General features: G+C 70.1%; 25 protein-coding genes. 12 read left to right on the top strand and 13 right to left on the bottom strand.

Annotated features, from left to right (window positions below; genetic code table 11):
* Nucleotides 1–333 precede the first annotated feature (333 nt).
* A complete protein-coding gene (locus ACWDNU_RS28535) occupies nt 334–1,551 on the bottom strand; it encodes an IS30 family transposase (RefSeq protein ID WP_449671162.1) in 1,218 nt (405 codons plus the stop codon).
* 182 nt (nt 1,552–1,733) lie between these two features.
* Between ACWDNU_RS28535 and ACWDNU_RS28530 the strand changes: the two genes are divergently transcribed.
* From ACWDNU_RS28530 to ACWDNU_RS28510, 5 genes are all read left to right on the top strand, one after another.
* Nucleotides 1,734–3,056 (top strand): M20/M25/M40 family metallo-hydrolase, encoded by a 1,323-nt coding sequence (locus ACWDNU_RS28530; RefSeq protein ID WP_449671161.1) that lies wholly within the window; start codon nt 1,734–1,736, stop codon nt 3,054–3,056.
* Entirely contained in the window at nt 3,056–3,949 is an 894-nt protein-coding gene (locus ACWDNU_RS28525) for an alpha/beta fold hydrolase (RefSeq protein ID WP_449671160.1), read from the top strand. Before ACWDNU_RS28530 ends, ACWDNU_RS28525 begins: the two co-directional genes overlap by 1 nt.
* Before the next feature lie 33 nt (nt 3,950–3,982).
* Nucleotides 3,983–4,585, top strand: coding sequence for a winged helix-turn-helix domain-containing protein (locus tag ACWDNU_RS28520; protein ID WP_449671159.1), 603 nt, complete (start codon nt 3,983–3,985; stop codon nt 4,583–4,585).
* On the top strand, nt 4,578–5,306 hold the full coding sequence (locus ACWDNU_RS28515; protein ID WP_449671158.1) for an SRPBCC family protein: 729 nt from the start codon (nt 4,578–4,580) through the stop codon (nt 5,304–5,306). The genes ACWDNU_RS28520 and ACWDNU_RS28515 overlap by 8 nt, the downstream gene beginning before the upstream one ends.
* A gap of 70 nt (nt 5,307–5,376) precedes the next feature.
* A complete protein-coding gene (locus tag ACWDNU_RS28510; protein WP_449671157.1) occupies nt 5,377–5,739 on the top strand; it encodes a YciI family protein in 363 nt (120 codons plus the stop codon).
* 87 nt (nt 5,740–5,826) lie between these two features.
* On the opposite strand, the gene ACWDNU_RS28505 is transcribed toward ACWDNU_RS28510, so the two are convergent.
* The 6 genes from ACWDNU_RS28505 to ACWDNU_RS28480 all read right to left on the bottom strand — a co-directional run bounded on the left by ACWDNU_RS28505 (nt 5,827) and on the right by ACWDNU_RS28480 (nt 10,363).
* Nucleotides 5,827–6,240 carry a VOC family protein gene (locus ACWDNU_RS28505; protein WP_449671156.1) on the bottom strand — a complete coding sequence of 138 codons (414 nt, stop codon included), beginning with the start codon at nt 6,238–6,240 and terminating at the stop codon, nt 5,827–5,829.
* A 9-nt stretch (nt 6,241–6,249) separates the two neighbouring features.
* Nucleotides 6,250–7,452: an RNA polymerase sigma factor gene (locus ACWDNU_RS28500; protein WP_449671155.1), complete on the bottom strand. Its 1,203-nt coding sequence runs from the start codon at nt 7,450–7,452 to the stop codon at nt 6,250–6,252.
* 15 nt (nt 7,453–7,467) lie between these two features.
* The gene (locus ACWDNU_RS28495) at nt 7,468–8,049 is read right to left on the bottom strand and encodes a dihydrofolate reductase family protein (RefSeq protein ID WP_449671154.1); all 582 of its coding nucleotides are present in this window, start codon (nt 8,047–8,049) and stop codon (nt 7,468–7,470) included.
* Between the two features lie 18 nt (nt 8,050–8,067).
* Nucleotides 8,068–8,292, bottom strand: a complete 225-nt coding sequence (locus ACWDNU_RS28490) for a DUF5703 family protein (protein WP_344275483.1) — start codon at nt 8,290–8,292, stop codon at nt 8,068–8,070.
* Nucleotides 8,289–9,302, bottom strand: a complete 1,014-nt coding sequence (locus ACWDNU_RS28485; RefSeq protein ID WP_449671153.1) for a YncE family protein — start codon at nt 9,300–9,302, stop codon at nt 8,289–8,291. Before ACWDNU_RS28485 ends, ACWDNU_RS28490 begins: the two co-directional genes overlap by 4 nt.
* Nucleotides 9,303–9,400: 98 nt before the next feature.
* Entirely contained in the window at nt 9,401–10,363 is a 963-nt protein-coding gene (locus tag ACWDNU_RS28480; protein ID WP_449671152.1) for an aldo/keto reductase, read from the bottom strand.
* A 294-nt stretch (nt 10,364–10,657) separates the two neighbouring features.
* Between ACWDNU_RS28480 and ACWDNU_RS28475 the strand changes: the two genes are divergently transcribed.
* The 3 genes from ACWDNU_RS28475 (at nt 10,658) to ACWDNU_RS28465 (ending at nt 14,377) form a co-directional block, all read left to right on the top strand.
* Nucleotides 10,658–11,500, top strand: coding sequence for an undecaprenyl-diphosphate phosphatase (locus tag ACWDNU_RS28475; protein ID WP_449671151.1), 843 nt, complete (start codon nt 10,658–10,660; stop codon nt 11,498–11,500).
* Between the two features lie 29 nt (nt 11,501–11,529).
* Nucleotides 11,530–12,234 carry a histidine phosphatase family protein gene (locus ACWDNU_RS28470; RefSeq protein ID WP_370936940.1) on the top strand — a complete coding sequence of 235 codons (705 nt, stop codon included), beginning with the start codon at nt 11,530–11,532 and terminating at the stop codon, nt 12,232–12,234.
* A 91-nt stretch (nt 12,235–12,325) separates the two neighbouring features.
* Nucleotides 12,326–14,377: a M3 family metallopeptidase gene (locus tag ACWDNU_RS28465; protein WP_449671150.1), complete on the top strand. Its 2,052-nt coding sequence runs from the start codon at nt 12,326–12,328 to the stop codon at nt 14,375–14,377.
* Nucleotides 14,378–14,450: 73 nt separating this feature from the next.
* Here the strand turns inward: ACWDNU_RS28465 and ACWDNU_RS28460 are convergent, their stop codons facing one another.
* The gene (locus ACWDNU_RS28460; protein WP_449671149.1) at nt 14,451–15,623 is read right to left on the bottom strand and encodes a serine/threonine-protein kinase; all 1,173 of its coding nucleotides are present in this window, start codon (nt 15,621–15,623) and stop codon (nt 14,451–14,453) included.
* Nucleotides 15,624–15,852: 229 nt separating this feature from the next.
* On the opposite strand from ACWDNU_RS28460, the gene ACWDNU_RS28455 reads away from it, so the two are divergent.
* Entirely contained in the window at nt 15,853–17,097 is a 1,245-nt protein-coding gene (locus ACWDNU_RS28455) for an MFS transporter (protein ID WP_449671164.1), read from the top strand.
* A gap of 201 nt (nt 17,098–17,298) precedes the next feature.
* Nucleotides 17,299–19,017, top strand: a complete 1,719-nt coding sequence (locus tag ACWDNU_RS28450) for a glycosyl hydrolase family 18 protein (RefSeq protein ID WP_370936944.1) — start codon at nt 17,299–17,301, stop codon at nt 19,015–19,017.
* An 81-nt stretch (nt 19,018–19,098) separates the two neighbouring features.
* Here the strand turns inward: ACWDNU_RS28450 and ACWDNU_RS28445 are convergent, their stop codons facing one another.
* The 4 genes from ACWDNU_RS28445 to ACWDNU_RS28430 all read right to left on the bottom strand — a co-directional run bounded on the left by ACWDNU_RS28445 (nt 19,099) and on the right by ACWDNU_RS28430 (nt 23,500).
* Nucleotides 19,099–20,103, bottom strand: a complete 1,005-nt coding sequence (locus ACWDNU_RS28445) for a hypothetical protein (RefSeq protein ID WP_449671148.1) — start codon at nt 20,101–20,103, stop codon at nt 19,099–19,101.
* A 46-nt stretch (nt 20,104–20,149) separates the two neighbouring features.
* The gene (locus ACWDNU_RS28440; RefSeq protein ID WP_449671147.1) at nt 20,150–21,784 is read right to left on the bottom strand and encodes an SDR family NAD(P)-dependent oxidoreductase; all 1,635 of its coding nucleotides are present in this window, start codon (nt 21,782–21,784) and stop codon (nt 20,150–20,152) included.
* Nucleotides 21,785–22,071: 287 nt separating this feature from the next.
* Nucleotides 22,072–22,671: an AAA family ATPase gene (locus tag ACWDNU_RS28435; RefSeq protein ID WP_449671146.1), complete on the bottom strand. Its 600-nt coding sequence runs from the start codon at nt 22,669–22,671 to the stop codon at nt 22,072–22,074.
* 10 nt (nt 22,672–22,681) lie between these two features.
* Nucleotides 22,682–23,500 carry an MBL fold metallo-hydrolase gene (locus tag ACWDNU_RS28430; RefSeq protein WP_449671145.1) on the bottom strand — a complete coding sequence of 273 codons (819 nt, stop codon included), beginning with the start codon at nt 23,498–23,500 and terminating at the stop codon, nt 22,682–22,684.
* Between the two features lie 101 nt (nt 23,501–23,601).
* Between ACWDNU_RS28430 and ACWDNU_RS28425 the strand changes: the two genes are divergently transcribed.
* Nucleotides 23,602–24,036, top strand: a complete 435-nt coding sequence (locus tag ACWDNU_RS28425; RefSeq protein WP_370936949.1) for a MarR family winged helix-turn-helix transcriptional regulator — start codon at nt 23,602–23,604, stop codon at nt 24,034–24,036.
* On the opposite strand, the gene ACWDNU_RS28420 is transcribed toward ACWDNU_RS28425, so the two are convergent.
* The gene (locus ACWDNU_RS28420; RefSeq protein ID WP_449671144.1) at nt 23,960–24,598 is read right to left on the bottom strand and encodes a TetR/AcrR family transcriptional regulator; all 639 of its coding nucleotides are present in this window, start codon (nt 24,596–24,598) and stop codon (nt 23,960–23,962) included. The two genes, ACWDNU_RS28425 and ACWDNU_RS28420, sit on opposite strands and share 77 nt — an antisense overlap.
* Before the next feature lie 92 nt (nt 24,599–24,690).
* Between ACWDNU_RS28420 and ACWDNU_RS28415 the strand changes: the two genes are divergently transcribed.
* A complete protein-coding gene (locus tag ACWDNU_RS28415; RefSeq protein WP_449671143.1) occupies nt 24,691–25,752 on the top strand; it encodes a Gfo/Idh/MocA family protein in 1,062 nt (353 codons plus the stop codon).
* Nucleotides 25,753–25,843 lie beyond the last annotated feature (91 nt).

Raw genomic sequence — 25,843 nt, 5'->3', positions numbered from 1 at the left:
TTTTTGTTTTTTTTGTGGGGTGGGGGGTTTTTTTTTGGGGGTTATCTCTGCCTTGACAAGCACCCCCGAACCGCAGGGAGGCTTCGTATCGGGGTGCGGGGGAGGGGCTGGGTGCCTCGATCGTTGGGTGCCTCGATCGTTGGGTGCGTCGGTGCGGTGGGTGGCGTGGGGCTAGCGCCCCGATGTGGCGTTGGGTGCGTCAGATGCAACGAATGCCACATTGGGTGCGTGGAATGCACCCAATGCCACGTGGGGGGGCGCATCCGGCGGCAGGCGAAGGCGGTCTGTGGAGGACTCCTTGAGGGAATCTGATTCCGTGAGGGGGTGGCGGATTCAGGTGGTGGTTGCAACGCCTGGTGTTTGTTGGTGTGAGAGTAGCGTGTTGAGGGTTTCGGCGGGGGTGTGCCAGCCGAGGGTTTGGCGGGGTCGTCCGTTGAGTTCGGCGGCGACGCGGTCGAGGTCGGCCCGGGTGTGGCGGGAGAGGTCGGTGCCTTTGGGGAAGTACTGGCGGAGCAGGCCGTTGGTGTTCTCGTTGCTGCCGCGCTGCCAGGGCGAGTGCGGGTCGCAGAAGTAGATCTCCATCCCGGTGGCGAGAGCGATCTGCTGGTGGCGGGCCATTTCGGTGCCCTGGTCCCAGGTCAGCGACCGGACCAGCAGCGGCGGCAGGGTCTGGATCGCGTCGGTCATCGCCGCCGCGACCGCGGCGGCGTCGCGGCTCTCGGGCAGGTGCAGCAGCAGCACGAACCGGGTCGAGCGTTCGACCAGGGTGCCGATCGCGGATTTGTTGTCCTTGCCCAGGATCAAATCGCCTTCCCAGCGCCCGGGGACCGCGCGGTCGGCGGCCTCGGCCGGCCGCTCGCTGATGTTGACCATGTCCGCGATCCGCGCCCCGGGCCTCGCGCGGCGGGCCTGGGCCTGCCGGCGCGGGACCCGCAGCGCCCGCCCGGTCCGCAGCGCCGCGGCCAGTTCGCGGCGCAGCGCGCCCCGGCCCTGCACGTACAGCGACTGGTAGATCGTCTCGTGCGACACCCGCATCTCCGGCCGGTCGGGAAACTCCAGCACCAGTCTCGCCGAGATCTGCCGCGGCGACCACCGCCGGCCCAGCCCCGCCGCCACCGCCTCCCGCAGCACCGGGTCGGCGGCCAGCTTCGCCGTCTTCGGCCGTCTCGCGCGCTGCTCCGCCGCGTGCTGGGCGCTGCTGGCCCGGTAACTGCCGGACCGGACCGTGTTGCGGGCCAACTCCCGCGACACCGTCGACCCCGGCCGCCCGATCGCCCGCCCGATCGCACGCACCCCGTGGCCCGCCGCCCGCAGACAAGCGATCTCTTCCCGCTCGGCCAGACTCAACCGCACCGGCCCCGGCCGAGCGGGCGCATTCCCCATCACCCCGCCAGCTTGGCGGAACAACCGCGCCCCCGTCGGCGCGGCAATCCCCACCGACCACGCCGCCGGCTTCACCGCCAACCCGGCCCGGACCCGCTCCCAAAACAACACCTGCACCGACCGCGGCAACCACCGATACTTCCGCGCCACAACCCCACCCTCCAACAAGGCAGTGTTGCAACGACCCCATGACCCCAAGGGTCCTTGAGGGAATGCGGGTCGTGAGGGGAACCCTGAGGGAATCAGAGTCTGTGAGGGGAACCCTCACAGACTGCGGTTCGGCGCGCCCGGTGTTGGTTCCACTCGCCGGGACGACGGCGTGCTCTCGCTGCGGATGATAGGAATGGCCGGTGACCCAACCGAACTTGATCGACGCCGCCGCGGACGAGGCTGTCACGCTTACCAGCGAGCTGATCCGCATCGACACCACCAACACCGGCGACCCCGAAACCCTCGTGGGGGAACGCGTCGCGGCTGAGTACGTCGCGGAGAAGCTGACCGACGCCGGGTACGAGATCACCTACGTCGAGTCCGGCGGCAAGGACCGGCACAACGTCATCGTGCGGCTGCCAGGGGCCGATCCGAGCAGGGGCGCACTGCTGATCCACGGCCACCTCGACGTCGTCCCGGCGGATCCGGCCGAGTGGTCTGTGCACCCGTTCTCGGGGGCGGTCCAGGACGGGTACGTGTGGGGGCGCGGCGCGGTCGACATGAAGGACATGGTCGGCATGACGCTGGCCCTGGCCCGGCACTACAAGATCAACAATATCGTGCCGCCGCGCGACCTCGTGTTCCTGTTCGTCGCCGACGAGGAAGCGGGCGGCAAGTACGGCGCGCAGTGGCTGGTCGAACACCGGCCGGAGTTGTTCGAGGGCGTTACCGAGGCGATCAGCGAGGTCGGCGGCTTTTCGATCACCTTGAAGGACAACGTCCGCGCGTACGTGATCGAGACGGCCGAGAAGGGCATCCGCTGGATGAAGCTGCGCGTGCGCGGCACGGCGGGCCACGGGTCGATGATCCATCGCGACAACGCGGTCACCAAGCTGGCCGAGGCCGTGGCGAAGCTGGGGCAGCACCAGTTCCCGTTGGTGCTGACCGATTCCGTGCGCGAGTTCCTCGCCGGGGTCACCGAGATCACCGGCTGGGATTTCCCGGAGGACGATCTTGAGGGCTCGGTCGCGAAGCTGGGCAACATCTCCCGGATGATCGGCGCGACCCTGCGCGACACCGCGAATCCGACGATGCTCACCGCCGGTTACAAGTCGAACGTGATTCCGTCGGTGGCCGAAGCTGCCGTCGACTGCCGCATCCTGCCCGGGCGGCTCGAGGCGTTCGACCGCGAGCTGGACGAGCTGCTGGGGCCGGACATCGAGAAGGAGTGGATGGAGCTGCCGCCGGTCGAGACGACGTTCGACGGCGCGCTCGTCGACGCCATGACCGCCGCGGTGCTCGCCGAGGACCCGGGCGCGCGCACCCTGCCGTACATGCTCTCCGGCGGCACCGACGCGAAGTCCTTCCAGCAGCTCGGCATCCGCAACTTCGGCTTCGCGCCGCTGAAACTGCCCGCCGACCTCGATTTCTCCGGGCTCTTCCACGGGGTCGACGAGCGTGTCCCGGTCGACGCGCTCAAGTTCGGCGTCCGCGTGCTGGACCGGTTCCTCCGCTCGTCCTGATGCCCGGGTTCCGGCTCGCCGACGGCACGCCCCTGCACCTCGTGCGCAGGGGCGATCCGGCGGCGGCCGTGACGGTCGTGCTGCTGCACGGCTACGCGCTCGACCAGCGCAGCTGGGGCCGGATCGCCCCGGTGCTGCCGGACGCGGTCGAGCATCCGCTCGCGGTGGTCAGCTACGACCACCGCGGGCACGGCGAATCCGGCCGGGCCGCGCGCGGCACCGCGACGATGGGCCGGCTCGCAGACGACCTCGCCGAGGTGATCGAGCAGGCCGTCCCGCACGGCCGCGTCGTGCTCGTCGGGCACGACATGGGCGGGCTCGCCGTGATGTCGCTGACCCAGCGGCATCCGGAGCTGTTCGCCGCGCGCGCCGGCGGGCTGGTGCTGCTGTCGACGTCGTCGGGACGGATCGCCACCGAGGCGTCCGCGGCCTGGCCCAACGCGCTCGGGAAAGTCGCGCAGGACCTGGAAATGGTGCTGGGCGCGAAGCTGTACGGGCTGGTCCGCGAGCACACCAGCCGCGCGGTGAGCGCCGGGCTGCGCTGGTGGCTGTTCGGCGACGATCCCGACCCGGACCTGGTCGAGCTGACCGTCAAGATGATCCGCGGCAACTGGCCGCACACCATCTCGCAGTTCCGGCCCGCGCTCGACGCCTACGCGCGCGAGGCCGCGTTGACGCTGGCCGGAGACCTGCCCGTGACGGCGATCGTGGGGGAGCGGGACCGGATCGTCGCGCCCGCCGACGTGGAGCAGTTCGTGCACGGGCTCGCTCAGGGATACGCCGTGGTGCTGCCCGGCGTGGGGCACGTCGTCCCACTGGAGGCCGCCGCGCAGGTGGTCCCGCGGATCGCGTCCGTCGTCAATGAGGTCCACCGACAACAAAATCTGTCTTGACAAGCTGAGTGTTCCGACGCGACGATGGGACGCATGTTTCCCGTTGCGGTGATCGAGGACGCGGCCGCGGCCGAGGTGTCGCTGGACCCGGTCCGCGCCCGGCTGCTGGCCGAACTGGCGCAGCCGGCCTCGGCGACGATGCTGGCCGCCCGCGTCGACCTGCCGAGGCAGAAAGTGAACTACCACCTGCGCGCGCTGGAGAAGCACGGGCTCGTGGAGCTGGTCGAAGAGCGGCGCAAAGGCAACGTCACCGAGCGGATGATGCAGGCGACCGCGTCGTCGTACGTGATCTCGCCGTCCGCGCTCGCCGCCGTGCAGCCCGATCCGGCGCAGTCTCCGGACCGGCTGTCCGCGCGCTGGCTGCTGGCGGTCGCGGGACGGCTGGTGCGCGACGTCGGGATCCTCATTACCGGTGCGGCGAAAGCGAAAAAGCGCGTCGCCACCTTCGCGCTCGACGGTGAGATCCGGTTCGCTTCGGCGGCCGACCGCGCCGCGTTCGCGGAGGAACTGGCGACCGCGGTGACCACGCTGGTGGGGAAGTACCACGACGAAAAAGCCGAGAACGGCCGCGCGCACCGCGTGGTGCTGGCGGTGCACCCGAGCGTGCCGACGGGGGAGGAAAACGAGCATGGGTAAGGAATTCCGGGAGATCGACGTCGCCGAGGTCCCGGTCGAGCCGGAGCAGGTCTGGGCGGCGATCGCGACCGGGCCGGGCATCGACTCCTGGTTCATGGGCCGCAACGAGGTCGAAGGCGGAGTGGGCGGCGCGGTGCGCGGAGCGTTCGCCGCCTACGAGCCGACGCACGCGATCACCGCGTGGGACCCGCCCCGCCGCCTGGCCTACGGCGGCGAACCGGAGCCGGACGGACGGCGGATCGCGTACGAATTCCTCGTCGAGGGCCGGGACGGCGGCAGTTCGGTGATCCGCTGCGTCACGAGCGGCTTCCTGCCCGGCGACGACTGGGCGGACGAGTTCGAGGCCATGCAGGCGGGCGGCGCGCTGTTCTTCCGCAACCTGGCGGAGTTCGTGCGGTACTTCCCCGGCCGGACGGCGAAGCCGGTCACCGCGTTCGGTTCGACGGTGATCGCGGACTGGCCTGCGCTGTGGGCCGCGTTGGCGAAGGAACTGGGCGTTGACGAGCTGACCGTCGGCGCGAAAGTCCGGCTGGCCGGTGCCGAGGGCGTGCTTTATGCGGTTAACGACCAGACCGTCGGGATCCGCACCGACGAGGGACTTTTCTGCTTCATGCAAGGCTTCCGCGGCCCGCTGGTGGCGACGCACCACATCGTCGCTCCGGAGGTCGATGTGGCTGCCGAGGAAGCGAAGTGGGCGGAGTGGATGGCCGCGCTCGGCTGAGCCTTGTCGAAAACCGGGGCCGCCCGTTCGTCATCCGGTCGAGAGTGTTTTCCGACCAGGAGGAGAAACCGTGCAGTACGCGATGCTGATCTGCGGCGACGACCGCGAATGGGCCGCTTTGTCCCCGGCGGACGAGGAGGACGCGATGAAGCAGATCTACGCGTGGTTCGAACGCTGGCAGCCGGCCGGCAAGATCGGAACCGGCATCGAACTGCAGCCCCGCGAGACGGCGAAGACAGTGCGGGCCGGGTCACCCGGACAACCGCTGATCACCGACGGGCCGTACGTGGAGCTCAAGGAGATCGTCGGTTCGGTGATCCTGCTGGAGTGCGCCGACATCGACGAGGCGGTCGAGGTCGCCGCGAGCTGGCCGCTGGGTCCGGGGGTGAGCGCGGTGGAGGTCCGGCCGGTGATGAGCCGCGAAGAGGAGTGAGTCGCCGGCCGCCCGGAGCGCCATGATTCCCGGCTGACGGCGAGAAAGCCCGTCCCGGCAAACCCAGCGGGCGCCGGTGAGCGGCGGTTACTCGCCCGCGTAGCTGCTGAAGGTCCAGACCTGGCCCTCGGGATCGGCGCACGAGTACTCGCGGACTCCGGCCGGGGAATCGTGCACCGGGTTGAGGATCCGCGCGCCGGCGGCCTCGGCCCGGGCCTGGTGGCGGTCGAGCGTGCTGTCCGGCGTCCATACGCACAACGCGTGACTGGTGCCGCCCAGCACGAGCGGGCTGTGCATGCCGTACTGGTCGGCCTCGTGGTCCCGGCTGAGGAAGATGAGGCTCGCGCCCGCGCGGACCTGGGCGTGCTCGACGCCGTTCGCTCCGTCGACCACGAAATGCGACTCGAATCCGAACGCCTCGACGAGGAATTCGAGCGCCGCTTTCGGATCCGAGTAGGTGAGGTTGGGGTACACGGTTTGCGGCGGCGGAGTGTCGGCCATGCGGCCAGGCTACCGCTCGAACTCGGCTATCCGGCGCGTCATCAGCTCGCGCTCGGCCGGATTCGAAGCCAGCTCCAGTGCCCGCTCCGCCGACGCGAGCGCGTCGCCCGGCCGATCCAGTGCGGCCAGCAAATCGGCGCGGGCCGCGTGCCACAGGTGATAGCCGGAGAGGGCTTCCTCGAGCGCGTCGACCTCGTCGAGCGCCGGGCCTGGGCCGACGGCGTACCGCGTGGCCACGGCTCGGTTCAGCAGTACCACCGGCGAGGGATCCAGCGCGTGAAGCCGGTCGTACATCGCGCGTACGCCGGCCCAGTCGGTGTCCACGAAACTCCTTGCGACAGCGTGGATCGCGGCGATGCCGGCCCGGGTTTGATAAGGCCCGGGCCGGCCGAGCCGCACCGCCTCGCGCAGCCGGCGCAGCGCCCGCTGAATCGCCGGACCGTCCCACAATCGCCGATCCTGCTGTTCCAGCACCACGATCCGGTCCTGCGCGTCGAACCGCGCCGCGACGCGCGCCTGCTGCAACTCCAGCAACGCGGCCAGCCCGGCGGCTTCCGGTTCGCGAGGCAGCGCATCGGCGAGCTGCCGAGCCAACTCGACGCCCTCGCGCGTCAATTCCCGCCGCTGCGCCGAATCCCCGCTGGACAGATAACCCTCGTTGAACACCAAATAGAGCACGGCGAGCACGGCCGGCAGGCGGTCGGCGTACTCGTGCGGCCGCGGCGGTTCGAATCCGACGCCGCGTTCCCGCAACAGCCGCTTGGCTCGCGAAAGCCGTTGCGCCATCGTCGGCACCGGCACCAGAAAGGCGGCGGCGATCTCGGCGGTGGTCAACCCGCCGGCGGCGTACAGCGTCAGCGCGACCTGCGCCGGTTCCGGCAAATCCGGGTGGCAGCACGCGAAAATCATCGCGAGCCGGTCGTCGACCCCCGGCTCCGGCGGCGGTTCCGACGCTGCCCGAACGGCCTTCTCCCGCCCGGCCGCGTCCCGGCGAAGCCGGTCGATCGCTTTGCGCCAGCCGGTGGTGACCAGCCAACCAGCGGGACTGGCCGGCACTCCCTCGGCAGGCCACCGCTTGAGAGCTTCGGCGATCGCTTCCGACAGGGCTTCCTCGGCCAGGTCGAAGTCGCCGAGCCGGCGGCTGAGCGCTCCCAGCATGCTGGCGGCGTCCGCGAGCCAGATCCGCGCGGTCAGTTCGGCGACGTCGTTCACCGCGTCACCCTAGGTTCAGGCGCGGACGTACCGCAGCAAGGCGACGCCGCTCTCGAACGTCCGGCTGTCGGCGAGCCGATAGCTGTCCACCGAGAACCCGGCGTCGAACAGGGGCGCGCCGGAGCCGATGACCACCGGGTACAGCTTCAGGTGCAGCTCGTCCACTTCGTCGCGCAGCGCCCCGGCCAGCGCGCCGCCGCCGACGAGCCAGATGTCCTTGCCGTCTTCCTTCTTCAGCTCGCGGATCTTCTCCGCCGGGTCGGTGTTGACCACCTGCACGGCCGGGCCGGGAGCCTCGGTCATGGTGCGGGAGAAGACGTAGTGCCGCAGATGCGTGTACGCGTCCGGAACGCCGAGGTCGACGCCCATCCGATAGGAGACGCGGCCTTCGACGACCGTGTCGAAATGCCGGTGCGGGACGTCCTCGATGCCGAGCACGGACCGCAGATGGGTCGGCACCATCTCCGGGTACTCGCGCAGCAGCGGCTCGGCGTGGTCGCCCTCGAACCGGAAGACCGAGCCGGTCGGGTCTTCCCGGGTCGGCGCGGCGATGAAGCCGTCGAGCGTGGACGCGACGAGATAGACCAATTTGCGCATAACGGACAGTTAATCAGGTCAGGTGGCGAGCCCCGTCGAGTGGTCGGCCGCCGTGCGCTTCCGCCGCAGCCACACTCTCCGCGTGCCGTCGGCGTAAAGCCGGACCGTGCGCAGCTCCCACCCCGCGAATTCGGCGTGGATGGAGAGCTGGATCATCGCCGCGCGCCGGGACACCGCTGGGGGAAGGCGCAGGCGGCGATACTCCCAATCCCCTTCGACCACCGCCTCGTCGACTGTCGTCATGGCTGGATCACCTGGGTCCCTTCTCCGGCGGCCGAGCCGACGAACACGCGGCCGCTCTGGTCGTCGACGCCCACCGTGTCCGGCTGGCGCACGGTCGGGAATCGGTATTTCTCGACGGGCTCTCCGCCGCGGACGTCGTAGCCGACGACCTCGTTGCGGGCGGTCAGGGTGATCCACGCCAGGCTGCGCTTCGCGTCGTACGCGATGCCGTACGCGCCGCCCGGGACCGGGTAGCGCTGGCGGAGGATCAGGGGGTTGGTGGAGAACGCGAGCAGTGCGCCCGCGCGTGCGTCGGTGACCAGCACGCGGCCGTACGAATCAGCGACCGCGTTGGCCGCGCCGTCGCCCGCGCGCAGGCCTTCGTCCATGGTTCCGGCTTGGACGTCCACGCTGAACACAGCGGTGCGCAGCCGGTCGAGGACCACGACGCCGTTGCCGGTGTTCACCACGTCGTCGGCGCTGTACAGCTGGCCGGTGATCGTTTTCGCCACCGCGCCGTTCGTCAGCACTTCGACGGCCTTGCGGTCGCGGACCGCGACGAGCGTGTCCGGTCCGTCCGCGGTTCCGGCGGCGGGCTGTCCCGCGACCTTCTCGGCGGTCAACTGCCCGCTCGGCAGCGCGACGCGGGCGAGCACGCCCTTGCCCGGGACTCCGGCGAGCGCCTGGCCGCCGGACACGCTGAGCGATTCCGCCGGACCGGGCAGCGCGACGGTCTTCTTCGGCGCGCCGAGCGAGCCTAGATCGTAAAGCCGCAGCTCAGGCGGCTGCGAGAGGGCCACGACGAGGGTGTGGCTCTGCTGGTCGGTCGCGATCGCGGACACCACCGGCATCGGCAGCACCTGCCCGGCCGGCGGGACCGCGCGGGCGGGGGAGACGGCCGGTTTCGCGGCCGTCGGATTGGCCACGACCTGGAGATTGTCCTTCGGTTCGGCCGAGGACGAGCAGGCGGACAGCGCGAGCGCACCGGCCAGCGGGATCGCGATCCGCGACGCGGCGGTGAGCCGACGCACCTTGAAACCTCCAGCAAAGTTCCGGCGAACAGGTCCCTTCAGCATCCTCTCCGAACGCCGAACCGTCACGCCCGTGTCACCGACCCGACACCTACGGCTCACCGGGTGCCCCGCTCCGGATAGCCGAAGCCGACGCTGCTGACGTCGTCCAGAGCGCTGCGGATCGCCGGGGGAAGCGTCAGGTCCTCGGCCGCGAGAGAGCCGGTGAGCTGGCCGGTGTCGCGCGCTCCGACGACCGGAGCGGCCACGCCGGGCCGGTCCCGGACCCAGGCGAGCGCCACCGCGAGCGGCGACGTGCCGAGTCCTTCGGCGGCGGTCACGACAGCCTGCACGATCCGCGCGGCCCGTTCAGTGCGGTGGTGTTCGACGTATCCGGCGTACTCCTCGGACGCTCCGCGCGAGTCGGCGGGCGTTCCGGTGCGGTACTTCCCGGTGAGGACGCCGCGGCCGAGCGGAGCCCACGGCAGCAAGCCGATCCCGTGATGCGCGGCGGCCGGGACGACTTCGCGTTCGATGCCGCGTTCCAGCAACGAGTACTCGAACTGCCCGGACACGAACGGCACTGTGGCGAGCGAAGCGGCGGTGGCGAGCTGCCAGCCCGCGTAGTTGGACACGCCCACGTAGCGGACCTTGCCGCTCGTCACCGCGTAATCGAGCGCGGACAGCGTTTCCTCGATCGGCACGCAGGAATCCCACGCGTGCAGCTGCCACAGGTCGATGTGGTCGGTGCGAAGCCGCCGCAGCGAGCCTTCGAGCGCGGACAGCAGCGCGCCGCGCGAGGCCCCGCCGCCGAACGGGCCGTCCCCGCGCCGGGCGACAGTCTTGGTGGCCAGCACGATGTCCTCGCGCGGGACCAGGTCCGACAGCAGTTCGCCGAGCATCCGCTCGGCCTCGCCGCCGGCGTACAGGTCGGCGGTGTCCACGAGCGTGCCGCCCGCGTCGACGAACGCGACCAGCTGGCTGGCCGCCTCGTCCGGATCGGTGTCGCCGCCCCAGGTCATGGTGCCGAGGGCCATCCGCGATATCCGCAGTCCCGACCGGCCGAGCTGTCGCTTTTCCACGACGGTCGAGCCTAGTGGGCGCACCCCCCGCGACCGGACGAAGGTGACCCCGTGTCGGGCCGAATGCCGGAATGATTCCCTCGCGACCGTGTCTTCCGGTACGTGAGGGGAACCCTGAGGGAATCAGATTCCCTCAGGGTTCCCCTCACGTACGACAACCCAGCCTCCGCCGCCCGCAGCCCCTGGTGCGGACCGGCGCCCTCCCGGGAACCCTCAGGAACCACCCGATAGGTTCCCGACCGTGCGAATCGGACTGCGCCCCGAGCGGGCGGGCGAACCGGCGGGAGCGGCCTGATGGGATGGTTCGAGGCCCTGGTGCTGGGGCTGGTGCAGGGGCTCACGGAGTTCCTGCCGATCTCCTCGAGCGCGCACGTGCGGATCGTGGCCGCGCTGTCGGGCTGGGGCGATCCGGGCGCGGCGTTCACCGCGGTGACCCAGATCGGCACCGAGCTGGCGGTGATCCTCTACTTCGGACCGAAGATCGGCCGGATCCTGCGCGCCTGGTTCTTTTCGATCTACCGCCCGGACTGGCGGCGCGACCCGGACGCGCGGCTGGGCTGGCTGATCATCGTCGGCTCGCTGCCGATCGTCGTGCTCGGCCTGCTCCTGCAGGACGAGATCGACCGCGCGTTCCGCGACCTGCGGATCACCGCGACCACGTTGATCGTGTTCGGCCTGATCCTGCTGTGGGCCGACCGCACCGCGAAGCAGCAGCGGACGCTGGACCACCTGAACGTGCCGCACGGCCTGGCGTACGGCTTCGCGCAGGCGCTCGCGCTGATCCCGGGCGTCTCGCGCTCGGGCGGCACGACGAGCGCCGGTCTGCTGATGGGCTACACGCGTTCGGAAGCCGCGGAGTACTCGTTCCTGCTCGCGGTGCCCGCGGTGTTCGGTTCGGGGCTGTACAAGCTCACCGACATCGGCAAGAACGGCGAGAACGCGCAGTGGGGGCCGACGATTCTGGCCACGCTGGTCGCGTTCGGCGTCGGCTACCTGGTGATCGCCTGGCTGATGGCCTACATCAAGAAGCGCAGCTTCGTGCCGTTCGTGATCTACCGCGTCGTGCTCGGCGCCGTGCTGTTCGGCCTGGTCTTCGGCGGTGTGCTCGACCCGAACGCGGGACCCGCGGGCGGCTGACCGGGCGGATCACCGGTTAGGGTGGCGTCGTGAGTACGGTCATCTTGCTCCGGCACGGGAAGTCCACGGCCAACGGCTCGGGCGTCCTCGCCGGGCGCACCCCGAAGGTCGGGCTGGACGACACCGGCCGGGCGCAGGCCGCCGCCCTCGTCGAGCGCTTCGCCGGGGTGCCGGTCGCCGAGCTGGTGGTGTCGCCGATGCTGCGCTGCAAGCAGACCGTCGCGCCGCTGGCCGCCGCGCAGGGCCTGGAGAAGGTCGTCGAACCGCGGCTGTCCGAAGTGGACTACGGCGAGTGGACCGGCCGGGAACTCAAGAACCTGGTGAAGGAACCGCTGTGGCGCGTGGTGCAGGCGCACCCGTCGGCGGCGGTCTTCCCCGGCGGGGAAGGGCTCGCCGAAATGCAGGCGCGCGCGGTGGCCGCGATCCGCGCGCACGACGCCCGGATCACCGCCGAGCAAGGCGACCACGCGGTGTGGGTCGTATGCAGCCACGGCGATGTGATCAAGTCGATCCTCGCCGACGCGCTGGGCCAGCATCTCGACGCCTTCCAGCGGATCGTCGTGGACCCGGCCGCGGTGTCGGTCGTCCGCTACACCGAAACGCGGCCGTTCGTGCTCCGGGTGAACGAACACGGCGGCGACCTGGCCGGGATCGTGCCGCCGCCGCCCAAGAAACGCGGCCGCGCCAAGAAGGGTTCCAGCGACGCCGTCGTCGGCGGAAGCACGGGCCGCTGACGATCGACAGTCCTTCCGTCGGATGCCAGACCCCGTAGGGTGGGCGGAACCACGTGGAGAACCCTGTGGAGAACCAGGAGCGCAAACCCGAATGATTTCCCCGGACAACCCGTTCGCCGTCCCCAGCGACCTGCCGTACGAGCTGCCGCCGTTCGACCGGATCGCCGACGAGCACTACCGGCCCGCCTTCGAGGCCGGTCTCGCCGAGCACGCCGCCGACGTGGAGCGGATCGCCGACGACCCGGCCGAGCCGACCTTCGAGAACACCATCGCGGCGCTGGAGCGGGCCGGGGCGCTGCTGACGCGGGTGTCCGGCACGTTCTTCAACATCTCGAGCTCGAACGCGACCGACGAGGTCCAGGAGATCCAGGCCGAGCTCGCGCCGAAGCTGGCCGCGCACGCGGACGCGATCCACCTGAACCCGCGCCTGTTCGCCCGCATCGACGCGCTGTACCAGAAGCGCGCGGAGCTGGGCCTGAGCACGGAAGCGCTGCGCCTGCTGGAGCGTCGCTACACCGACTTCAGCCGGGCCGGAGCCGGGCTTCCCGAGGCGGACCAGGCGAAGCTGCGCGCGCTGAACGAGCAGCTTTCGACGCTGCAGACCCGTTTTTCGCAGAACCTGTTGCGGGACACCAACGAACTCGCCGTCGTCCTCGACGACGCCGCGGAGCTGGCCGGTCTGGGCGAAAGCGCGATCGCGGCGGCGGCGCAGACGGCGGCCGAGCGCGGTCTCGAGGGCAAGTACGTGCTGACCCTGACGCTGCCCACCGCGCAGGCAGCCGTGGCATCGCTGGAGAACCGCTCGGTGCGCGAGCGCGTTTTCACCGCTTCGGTGTCGCGCGGCAACCGCGGAAACGACTATGACAACAACGCGATCGTCGAGGAGATCACGCGGCTGCGGGCCGAGCGGGCCGCGCTGCTGGGCTACCCGAACCACGCGGCGTACGTGATCGCGGACGAGACAGCCAAGACCGTCGAGGCCGCCGGCGGGCTGCTGGAGCGGCTCGCGCCGGTGGCGGTCGCGAACGCGCGCACCGAGGCCGCGGAGCTGCAGAAGCTGCTGGAAGCCGACGTGCCCGGCGCGACGCTGCAGCCGTGGGACTGGGCGTTCTACGCGTCGAAGGTGGAGCGCGAGCGGTTCCAGCTGGACACCGCGGCGCTGCGGCCGTACTTCGAGCTGGACCGGGTGCTGCACGACGGCGTGTTCGTGGCCGCGAACCGGTTGTACGGCTTGACTTTCACCGAGCGGAACGACCTGCCGAAGTACCACCCGCAGGTGCGGATCTTCGAGGTCTTCGACGCCGACGGCAGCGGGCTCGGCCTGTTCCTGATGGACTACTACACGCGCGACTCCAAACGCGGCGGCGCGTGGATGAACAACTTCGCGGACCAGTCGCGGCTGCTCGGGCGGCGCACGGTCGTGGTCAACGTGCTGAACGTGACCAAGCCGCGCGAGGGGGAGCCGACGCTGCTCTCGCTCGACGAGGTGCGCACCGCGTTCCACGAGTTCGGGCACGCGCTGCACTCGCTGCTGTCCGGCGTCGAGTTCCCGACCTTCACCGGCACCAACGTGCCGCGCGACTTCGTCGAGTACCCGTCGCAGGTCAACGAGATGTGGATGCTGTGGCCGGAAATCCTGGCCAACTACGCCAAGCACCACGAGACGGGGGAGCCGCTGCCCGCCGGGCAGGTCGAGCTGCTGGAGGCCGCGCAGCAGTACGGCGAGGGCTTCCGCACGACCGAGTACCTCGCCGCCGCGCTGCTCGACCTCGCGTGGCACCGCCTCGGCCCGGACGACCGGGTGGAGGACGTGCAGCGGTTCGAGGCCGAAGCGCTGGAGAAGGCAGGCGTGGCACTGGAAAGCGTTCCGCCGCGCTACCGGACGACGTACTTCAACCACGTCTTCTCCGGCGGCTACAGCGCCGGGTACTACTCCTACATCTGGAGCGAGGTGCTCGACGCGGACACCGTCGAGTGGTTCACCGAAAATGGCGGCCTGAAGCGGGAAAACGGCGACCACTTCCGGTCGACCCTGCTGGGCCTCGGCGGCAGCGTCGACCCGATGGAGGCGTTCGCGACCTTCCGCGGCCGCGCGCCGGAGATCGAGCCGCTGCTGAAGCGCCGGGGTCTCGCGGGCGCGTAAGCTGGGTGTATAACGACCTATACGGCGGGGCTGAGGCGACCGGCCCCGCCGTTGGCGTTTCGGCTCGAAAACCTCAGCCGACGGCGATGTTCGGCAGCCAGAGCGCGAGCAGCACCGCGAACGTGGCCATGCTCGCGCCGAAGGCGATCGGCTTGGAGTGCCGGATCGGCCAGGTGCGCGGGCCCACTCCCACGAGGAACGAGATTCCCCCGGCGATCAACGCCGGGGGAAAGAGCGCGTCTGCCCGGGTGTCGGCATGCGTCGCGCCGCTCAGGGTGATCATCGTGACCACGACGGCCATCGCCACGCCGAATGCGGTCGCGATCGTCCCGGCAATGATTCGCGGCCGGTCCGCTTGCTGGCGCGGCGGCACAGGTTCCGGATCGACCGGCTGCTGAACGGTCTCGACCCGGGTTTCGCGTCGCGGCGAGTTCGCCGCGACGGCAAGTTCCCGTGCCTCGGCGAAGGACGGACGGGCGGCCGGATCTTTCGCCAGCAACCGGACGATGAGTTCGGTCAGCACACCCGCGCGCCGGGGCGGCGGGGGCTCGCGGAAGAGAATCGCGGCCATCGTCGCCTTGGCGGTGTCGCGCGCGAACGGGGAGACGCCCTCGACGGCGTGATAGAGGGTGGCCCCGAGCGAGAACAGGTCGCTGACCGCGCCGCGGCCGTGGCCTTCGAGCCGTTCCGGGGCGGTGTATTCGACCGAGCCGATGAACATGCCGGTGGAGGTCAGCTGGGTGTCGGCGTCGTGGGTGGCGATCCCGAAATCGGTCAGCAGCACGTGGCCGGTCCCGGTCAGCAGGACGTTCCCGGGTTTGACGTCCCGGTGCGCGATGTCCGCGTCGTGCGCGGCGCCGAGCGCGTCCACCAGTGCCGCCGCGATCGGTGCCGCCTGTGCGGGGGAGAGCGGGCCGTCGGCGAGGCGGGCGGCCAAGGTCTGGCCGTCGACCAGGCGCATCACGATCCACGGGACGCCGTCTTCGACCACGACGTCGTGCACGGCCACGATGTTCGGATGGTCGCGCAGCCGGGCCGCGTGCCTGGCCTCCCGCTCGGCCCGCTTGAGCCGGTCGGCCTGTTCGGCGTCGCTGGACGACGGCGGCAGCCGCATCTCCTTGATCGCGACTTCCACGGCGAGGGTTTCGTCGTAAGCCCGCCACACCCGCCCGAAACCGCCGGACCCGAGTTCGCTGATCAGCCGGTAACGGCCGCCGATCATCGCGTCCGGTCGCCCTTCCGCCATCCCCACCGTCCCTGCGCGCTCGCGGTCGTCAGCTTCGCCAGCGTAGGGAACGACGCCGAGTTCCGCCGTTGAACGGCCGGTTCCGGCCGCCGGTACCCGCGCGAAACCGGCTCTTCGTCGGATCCGCTGACACTCAGGCCCGGGATTCGGCGGATCCGACGAAGCCGCGGAGGGGGTGCATGACCACACAATGCGGCGTCGCCGAATCAAGGAGGATCCGACGGTGAGCATGGGCAGTTCCGCGCCGGGCGTGCGGCGGACCGAACGGACCACGTTGGCGCTGCTGGTCGGCGTCTTCATCATCGACTACATCGACCGCGTCATGATCGCGGTCGCGCTGCCGCTGATCGGCGCCGAGTTCGGGCTTTCCAAGACCACGCAGGGGCTGGTCGTGTCCGCGTTCGCGATCGCCTACCTGCTCGGGCAGATGCCCGGCGGGCTGCTCGCGGACCGGGTGGGCGCGCGGCCGTTGCTGGTGATTTCCCTGGTGGCGTGGTCGGTGTTCACCGCCGCCACCGGGTTCGCGCCCGGATTGGTCGTGCTGCTGGTGCTGCGCGCGGCGTTCGGGTTCGCGCAGGCGTTGTTCCCCGGTGCGGCGTTCAAGGCGCTCGCTGAACGGACGACACAGGAAGGCCGCAGCCGCGGCGCGGGGCTGCTGCTGGCGTCCAACTCGGTCGGCGCCGGGCTCGGGCCGCTGCTGGTCGCGCCGCTCGTGGTCGCGGCTGGCTGGCGGCATACGTTCTGGATCGTCGCGGTGGCCGGGCTGGTCGTCGGGTTGTTGCTGTGGCGGTTGCTCCCGGCTCCGCTGCCGCGGGAGCTGACCGAACCCGAGGCGCGCGTCGCCCCGGTGAAGGTGCCGGTGTCGCAGGTGCTGCGGAACCGGCTGGTGATCCGCTGCGCGGCGATGTTCGCCTGCTTCAACATGCTCGCCTACGGGATGATCACCTGGGTTCCGTCCTACCTGGTCGAGACGAAGGGCCTGTCGCTGGTCGCGGCCGGAATCTCGGCGGCGATCCCGCAACTGGTCAGCGCGGCGGCGGTGCTGCTGGGCGGCTGGCTGATGAGCCGGTACTTCGACCACCGGCCGCGCTGGCTCGTGGTGCCCGCACTCGTCGCGGCGGCGGGTGTGCTCGTCGCGATGCTGCTGTCGGATTCGGCGACCGGATTCACCGTGCTGCAGACCGTCGCGATGTTCATCAGCGGCCTCGCTTCGATCGGCATTGTCGGACTGCCGTTGCGCGTCCTGCCGCGCGACCTGGTCGGCGCGGGGATGGGCCTGGTCAACACCGGCGGTCAGCTCGCCGGCGTGCTCGCGCCGCTGGTGATGGGCTGGCTCGCGGACCGGTTCGGGTTCGCCGCGGCGTTCGGCTTCCTGGCGGTGTCGACGCTGGCCGCGGCCTTGATTTCGCTGACCACGCGGTCGACGACGCTCTCGCTCGGCGCGCCCGCTCCGGCCAGGGAACAGGTCGGCTGATCCACTGCGGCCTGGTGGTCCGGCACCGGACCACCAGGCCCCGGTGGCGCCCGACGATCCGACCCGGCCGTTCGGCCGCATTAGTGGTCTAGACCTTGACGGGTGACTGGTCCAGTCCAATTCTGAGAAGGTTCCGGCCGTGCGCCGCCGCCGCACGGCCCCTTTTTCGGCACTGGAGCCCGCATGCGACGAAGAAGTCACTTGTCACGATTGTCCGCTGTCCTGGCCGCCGCCGCGGCTCCGCTCGGCGTGCTGGTCGCCACCGCGGCCCCGGCGCACGCCGCGACGCCGCTGCCGAACCACGTGTTCGCGCCCTACTTCGAATCCTGGAACGGCCAGAGCCCGGCCGCGATGGCGCAGGAAGCCGGCGTCAAGCACCTGACGATGGCCTTCCTGCAGACCGCCTCCTCGGGTTCGTGCACCGTGCTCTGGAACGGCGACGCGAGCCTCCCGGTCGCGGATTCGTCGTTCGGCGCGGACTTCCGCACCATCCGCTCGCGCGGCGGGGACGTGATCCCGTCGTTCGGCGGCTACACCGCGGACCACAACGCCACCGAAATCGCCGACAGCTGCACGAACGTCGACCAGATCGCGGCCGCGTACGAATCGCTGATCACCACCTACGACGTGCCGCGCCTCGACATGGACATCGAGGACAACTCGCTGACCAACTCGGCCGGCATCGACCGCCGGAACAAGGCGATCAAGAAGGTGCAGGACTGGGCCGCGGCCAACGGCCGCCAGCTGCAGATCTCCTACACGCTGCCGACCACCACGAGCGGTCTCACCAGCGCGCTGGGCGTCCTGCAGAACGCGGTTTCCAACGGAGCCAAGGTCGACGTGGTCAACCTGATGACCTTCGACTACTACGACAACGCCACGCACAACATGGCCCAGGACACCCAGACCGCCGCCGCCGGACTGGTGTCGCAGCTGGCCTCGCTGTACCCGGACAAGTCGCAGGACCAGCTGTGGGGGATGGTCGGCATCACCGAGATGCCGGGCATCGACGACTTCGGCGCGGCCGAAACGTTCACCACGGCCGACGCGGTCACGGTCTACAACTGGGCCGTGTCCAAGGGCATCAACATGCTGTCCTTCTGGGCGCTGCAGCGGGACAACGGCACCTGCCCGGGCACCGGGGCGCAGGACACCTGCTCCGGGATCCCGCAGGACAAGTGGTACTTCAGTCACACGTTCTCCCCGTTCACCGGCGGAACTCCGGTGCCGGGCAACGACTTCTCGGTCTCGGCCAGTCCCGCGTCGGCTTCGGTCGACCCGGGCGGTTCGGCGACCGGGAAGGTGACCACCGCAGTGACTTCCGGTACGGCGCAGCAGGTTTCCCTCGCGGTGAGCGGCGCACCGGGCGGCGTGACTGCCTCGGTCAGCCCGACGACCGTCAAGGCGGGGGAGAGCGCGAACCTGTCGATCACCACGACGGCGGCGACTCAGCCGGGTGTCTACCCGTTGACCATCACCGGCTCGGTGGCGGGCGGCGGCAGCCACACCGCCACGTACACGTTGACGGTCAACGGAACCAGCCCGACCGGCAGCGTCGTCAACGGCAACTTCGAGACCGGTGCGCTGAGCCCGTGGACCGGAGGCACGATCGTGTCCTCGCCGGTGCACTCCGGCAGCCACGCACTGCAGGTGTCGCCGACGGCGTCGACGACCGGGGAAGCGGCGCAGAAGCTGACGCTCGCGCCGAACCACGCGTACACGCTGACGGCGTGGGTGCAGGGCGGATACGCCTACGCCGGGGTCAGCGGGGGAGCGACAGCCAGCTCGTGGACGGCGAACTCCAGCTGGACCAAGCTGACCGTCCCGTTCACGACCGGATCCTCCGGCGCGGTGACGGTGTACGTCCACGGCTGGTACGGCCAAGCCCCGATCTACGCCGACGACATCTCGGTCAGCTGATTACTGTATAACGACCTATACAGCCGGGCGCTAGGCGAGAAACTTCGCCTAGCGCCCGGCTCGCGTTCCCAACAGAAAAACTCAATGACGGCCGAGGGCCGAGATCAGGCCGCGGTACAGCCAGTACATCGGCTTCGGGGCGTAGTCGTCGGTCATGAGGCCGAAGTTGTCGAACGCGCTGGGGGAGCCGGTGACATCGTCGCGCAGGTCGAACATCTCGTAGCTGGCCACGTTTTCCGTGCCGCGGTCCTGGTTGACCGCCAGGATTTCGGTGGTGAGCGCGCGGGCCTGGTCGGCGGGCGTGCGCTCGGCGGTGTGCGTCGCCCAGCCGTTCTCCGACACGCGGATCGGCACGTCGGCGCCGAGGCCGGCGATCGGCATCTCCTGGGTGCGGACGTTGTGCAGGGTCTGGTGGACGAAACCGGCGAGGTCGGACTGCGGCGGAATGCCGGGCAGGCCGGAGTCCGGGTAGAGGTCGACGCCGACGAAGCCGACCGATCGGCTGAACTCTTCGCCGCCGAGCTGGGCGAGGTGCTGCCAGAACTGGGTGAACGGCTTGGTGTAGGCGACCTCGTCGAAGCCGATCTGCAGCCGGTGGAAGCCGTCGCGGTCGGCGGTCTTCTTGCCCGCGATCACGCCTTGCACCAACGCGGTGTCGCCGTTCGGCTTGGGCACCACGTTCTGTTCGAGGGTCACCGAGATCGTGTCGGCGACCGGGCTGTAGCGGTGCACTGTGTTCTCGACGCAGGTTTGCCATTCCGGCATGCTTTCGCCGGAGTAGCTGAGCACGACGTCGAGCCGGCGGCCCGGGGCGAGGTACTGCATTTCGTCGTCGGGGAAGGCGCTTCCGCAGCCGAGGTAGTCGCGGAGCAGGAACGGCTGGCGCCCGGATTGCAGCTGCGCCAACGCTTTCTGGATCTTCGCCGGATTATCCGGTTTGCCGGTGGTGGAACCGCCGCCCGCGTAACCGCCCGGGTAGATGCCGAAGGTCAGCGGCGAGGTCGTGGCGTCGGCGGCGGCCGGGGCGAGCACGGAGAATCCCGCGACGAGGGCGGCGGCCGCGGCGGCGGTCCGGATCTTGTTCATAGGAGTGAGTATTGCGGCGCACCGGGGACTGGCCCGGTGACGGATGTCATCTTCCGGCCGGGGTATTCGTCAGCAGTCTCGGGAAGGTTCCTTCGGCCGGACAACGCCGTTCAGGGTGCGGCGGGACGGTGCCGGGGCCGATCACGACCGGTTCCGCGCTGCCGAGTGCGGCGTCGAAGACAGCAGGATCCCAGCGGCCCCACGCGATCGACACGGCGGGCAGGTTTTTCGCGTGCCGGTGCGCGGCGAGGGTGTCGAGGAATCGGTTGGCGGCGGCGTAGTTCGCTGGTCCGGCCTGGCCGAGGATGCCTGCGACGGAGGAGAAGAGCACGAATGCCGACAGCGGCAGGTGTTGCGTGGCTTCGTGGAGGATCCAGGCGGAGTCGGCTTTGGCGCGCAGGACCGGGTCGAGACGCTCGGCGAGGACATCGTCAGCGAAGACGGCCGCGCAGTGGATGACGGCGGTCAGCGGCGGGTTGCAGGAGGCGATGAGGCTTTCGGCCTGGCAAGGGTCGGCGACGTCGATGGCGGCGATGCGCACGTCCGCGTCGAGGTTCTGGAGATGTTCGGCGTTGGGTGCGGCGGGGCCGCTTCGGCTTGCTAGCACGAGGTGCCGGACGCCGTGTTCGGCGACGAGGTGCTCGGCCAGGAGTGCCCCGATTCTGCCGGTGCCGCCGGTGATGAGGACGGTGCCGGACGGATCGATGGGCCGGGCCGTCCGGACTGCGGCCGGACGGATCCGGAGGGCGTGCGGAACTCCGTCGCGGAGGGCGAGCTGTGGCTCGGTGTGGCCGCCGACGAGCGCGAGGACCTCGTCGGCGGGCATAGGCGTGTCGAGGTCTACGACGGTGACCTTGCCCGGGTACTCGGCGGCAGCCGCAATGCCCAAGGCCGCGGCACTTGCGGGGCCGGTGGCATTGGCCGTGACGACGAGCCGGTCTTCACGGTGCTGCAGAGCGTCGAGGGTGTGGGCGGTGAGGGAGTGGAGGTCGTTGCTGACGGGGATTTCGAGGATCTGGGCCGCGCGGGGCTTGGCCGGGACGGGGACCCACTCCGGGCGGTAGAGCATGGCTTCGGCGGGCAGGTCGACCTGCCGGGCACCGGTCCCGGCGAAGACCGCGTTCCAGGCGACCGGGATGCCCGCCGTGTGCAGCCGGGCGACCTCGGCGAGGAGATCGCGGACGGAGGCCGGGGTGAGGTCAAGGACGAGGCTGGTGTCGTCCCAGGGCCGCTTGGTCACGCGGGCGACCGCCTCAGGGTAGAGGCCCCAGGATTCCAGCAGACAGCACAGCGCGCCCTGGAAAGCGAAGTGGCGGTCCTGGTAATCGCCGAACATCGCGTCGAACGTTTCCGCGAAGAGCGGAGACCGTCGGGCGAACTCGGTTTCCCTGCCCGGCGGGAGTTCGGTGGTGCGGGAGACGAAGGTCAGCCGAGGGCGCCGCACGACGGGTTCGCCGGTCGTCTCGCCGCTCGCCACGGCTTCGAGGGCGGCTCGGTCCCCGGCTGGGACCAGGACGCGGAGAGCCAGCGGAGTCCGGGTCGCGAGCGTGTAGGAGAGGTCGAGATCGGACGCCGTGCTGTCGAGGATGCCCCCGGCGAGGGCGCGCAGGGCGACGCTGTCGGTCGCGCTGAGCAGCCAGGGCGGCGTGGGGAAATCCGTGCGGGCAGCGGGTTCGGGCATGGGAGTCTCTTCCGAAGGGCGTTCGCGGGATCGGGCCGGGGAATGCCGTCGACGGGCCGGGGACTCCAGGATCCGCGTCGGCGAAGGGGAGGGGCCTCGCGGTTCCAGCCTGCCGCAACGGAATTGCGCGGGATTCAGCCTGGCGAGCCACGATTTCCGCACCAGCGACCGCGAATCCGGTCCGTGAGCGCACCCGGCCCGCGGCGAGGGTGCGCGCGGTCCGCCGGGCGAGCGGCGGCCGGACCGCCTCGGCTCTGTGTCCTGGCACTCCTCGACATATACCGCGCTCAGGCCGGGCCGGGCGGCGGCTTTCCCGTTTGGTCCCCGTTCCGTGCACTCGGTGCCTCCGCCGCTGCTCGGCGGGCAACAATCGCCGCGACTCTCGCGCACGTTTCGTCCGGGTCGAGATGCTCGGTGTCGAGCACTGTGCACTGTGGACGGAGCGGGAGGTACTCCGCGACGTGGTCGTGGATCCGGTCGAGCACGACCGGTCCGCCCAATTCGGCCATCGCGTCGGTGGCCGCGTGGTCGCCCCGCGCGGCGAACCGGGCCTTTGCCTGCGGCCGGGGCGCGGCGAGCATGATCTCGACGTACTCGCCGCCCGCCGCGCGGGCTGCCTCTTCGAACCGCTCGGCCTGCTCGACCCGGGTCACCAGCTGCGGCATGACCACGTCGTGCCCCGCCCGCAGGTGGGTTTCCGCCATGGCGAGGGCGAGCCGTCGCGCGGCGGGCAGCGTGTCCCAGAACGCGGTCCGCCAGCCGCCGATCATCGTCACCACCTGGTCGGCTTCGAGGGCGAGCACTCCCGGGTGAAGATCGGCGTAGCGCCGCGCGACGGTGGATTTCCCGATGCCGGACGGGCCGTTGAGGTGGATCAGCCGGGCCATGCGCCCGACCCTAGCGGTCGAGCGGCTGCCAGCGGCCGTCGCGAACGCGGCCGAAGACGACGTCGGCGAAATGGTTGCCGTAGCCGATCGTGCCGGGTTCGGCGAGTTCGGCGACGAGCTTCCGGCGGTGGCTGGCGGCCTCGAGCGGATCGTGGTCGTACACGCAGGACCAGTCGGGATTTTCGATCTGCATCGGGGAATGGACCGCGTCGCCGAACGCGATCAGCCGTTGGCCGCCCGCGGTGATGACGTACTCGGCGTGTCCCGGCGTGTGCCCGGCCGTGAAGCGAATCCGGACGCCGGGAAACACTTCCTGCCCGTCCTTGATCGTGCGGACCCGCTCTGTCATCGCGTCGATCTCGCCGGACGCCTCGCGCTGCGTCCATTCCGGTTCCGTGACCAGATATTCGGCCTGAGGGAACGCTTGTTGCACCGCCCAGCCGATGTGGTCCGAGTGCAAATGCGTGAACGCCACCGCCTCGACGTCTTCCGGCTTTCGCCCGAGCGCGGCCAGACTGTCGAGCAGCCCGCCGCCGTACAGCAGGCCGTTCGGCGCGCCCGGCTCAGCGGGCACCGACTGCGGTCCGAACCCGGCGTCGATCAGCAGCGCCCGGCCGTCGCGTTCCACCAAGAGACCGCCGATGCTGGCGACGAGATAGCCGTCGTCGTCCAGATACTCCGGGCGCGCGGCCCAGGTCTCGGCAGTGCTGTCGGGCAGCCACAGCCGCGGATTCCCTTGCACAGCACCGTCCGGCACGAAGGACACCTTCGTCTCGCCCAGGTGCACGGTCTCGAGCAGCGCGGGCCGGCGCAGTCGTTCGTCGAGCACGGTTTCGTTCCCTTCCCTCGGTCTGTCCCGACCATAAGCATCAAGCTAGAAACATTCAAGCTTTAAATATGCTGACTTGATGAAGTTGCTAGGATGAGGCCATGACGGAACCTCAGGCGATCGCCGAACGGGAGCTGTGCGGTCTGGTGAACGGGCTGGCGCAGCAGATCGCCGACCACGTCCGCGAGCGCGCGGTGGCGCTGGGGCTGACCGCCGCGCAGGCGACCGCGTTGCGGGAGCTGACCGGCCCGATGACCATGCGCGAGCTGGCCGAGCGGATGAGCTGCGAGCCGTCGAACGCGACGTTCGTCGTCGACAAGCTGGAGAAACAGGGGCTGATCGAACGGCGTGCGCACCCGACCGACCGGCGCGCCAAGCATCTCGTCCTGACCGGGGACGGCACGGCGTTGCGGGAGCGGCTGCTCGAACTGCTGACGCGGGATTCGCCGCTGGCCGGGCTCAGTCCGAAGGAACAGCGGGTGCTGCAGGGTCTTCTGGAGCAAGCGATCGTGCCGGGCGCAGGCCGTCGAGGATGATGCGCAGGTTTCGCCGCCACTGGTCGCCGCTCGGGACGAGGCCGATCGTGCGGCCGGGCGGGATCGCGGTGGCGAGGGCGAAGGGGATGTCCCGCCAGTCGAGGTCGGCTCGGAGCACGCCGGCCTTTTGTGCGCGCTGGACGAGTTGACGCATTGCACGCTGCAGCCGGGTGATGCGTGGTCCCAGGTCAAGCCGCTCGCCGCGGCCGGAGAGTGCGTCGTGCAGGCCGCAGCTGGATGCGCGTAGCTGGACGTAGGTTTCGGCGAACTCGGCGAATCCCTGCCACGGGTCGGGGGAGTCGATCGCGTGGGCGGCGCGGTCGGTCATCTCGTCGATGGTGTCGGTGAGGATCGCGGCGAGGAGTGCGTCCAGCGACGGCACACGCCGGTACAGCGTGCCGAGGCCGACGCCCGCGCGCTGCGCGATATCACGAGTGGTGACCGCGAGCCCCAGTTCGTCGAGCGCTTCGCGGGTCGCCGCGACCAGCCGCTCGACGTTGCGCTGCGCGTCGGCACGCGGTTGGCCTTGGGCGAGCAGTGCTGCGACGGCGGAGTCCGGCATTCCCGCAGTCTAAACCAAGCGGGTCAGACTGTTCCGCTTCTGGTAGCTTGACAGAACCGGAACATCGTGACCCGCTTACTGGAGGCAGGGACTTGACCAAGCCGATCGGCGTCGGAATCCTCGGCGCGAACCCGGACCGGGGCTGGGCCGGGCGGGCACACGTACCCGCGATCGCCGCGTCGCCCGACTTCTCTCTCGCTGCGGTCGCGACTACGCGCGCCAGCAGCGCGGAGGAGGCACGCATCCGCTTCGGTGCTCGACATGCCTTTACTGACGCCCGAAGTCTTGCCAAGCATCCGGACGTTCACCTGGTTGTCGTCACGGTGAAAGTGCCCGCGCATGTGGAGCTGGTGACGGCGGCGCTGGAGGCAGGCAAGCATGTGTACTGCGAATGGCCGCTCACGACGACCGCAGAGGAAGCCGCCGCACTGGCTGTCGCGGGGGAGCGGGCCGGCGTGCACACGGCTGTCGGGCTGCAGGCGCGGTTCTCGCCGACCGTTCGCCGAGCCCGGGCGATGATCGCCGAGATCGGCACGGTGCAGTCCGCGACCGTGTACAGCTCGCGCACCAAGGGAAACACCCGCGACGTCCCTAGTTGGACTGCTTACACCTACGACCGTCGCGCTGGGGCAGGGCTGGTGGAAGTCCTCGGCGGGCACACGCTCGATCTGGTGCAGTACCTGCTCGGGCCGATCCGCGAGCTGACGGCCCGGACTGCGATCCGGAACCGTTCGCATCGCATCGCCGAGACGGGGGAGCCGATCGACGTCACGGCCCCGGATCACTTCCTGGCCCACGCCGAGCTAGACAGTGGGGCAGTGGTGTCAGTCCATCTGCACGACGGGGAAGTGGCGTTGCCGCGGACGCGGATCGAAATCGTGGGCACCGAAGGGAATCTCGCGCTGACTTCCGCGCCGGAGGCCGATCCGTGGGCGGCCCAGCTGCAGATCGGTCGGCTGGAGCTGCGCTCGTCGCGCCCAGAGAGTCCGGAATGGACGGTGGTTCCGGTGAACGAAGCCAGCGCATTGCCGATCCAGGCGGCGAATGTCGGCCGGGTCTACGAACAGCTCGCGGCGGACCTTCGGGACGGCACGCACACGGTTCCCGACTTCGACGTCGCCCGCCGCCTGACCGAACTACTCTCAACTGTATAACGACCTATACGGCAGGCGATGGGAAGAGACATCGCCATCGCGAGGCATCCCGGCCAACTCACTGCTTCAAACACAGCAAAGACGTCGAGAC

The sequence above is a fragment of the Amycolatopsis sp. NPDC003676 genome, from assembly GCF_053587275.1.
The sequence above is the reverse complement of the archived record's forward strand: the minus strand, read 5'-3'. Positions and strand labels throughout refer to the sequence as shown.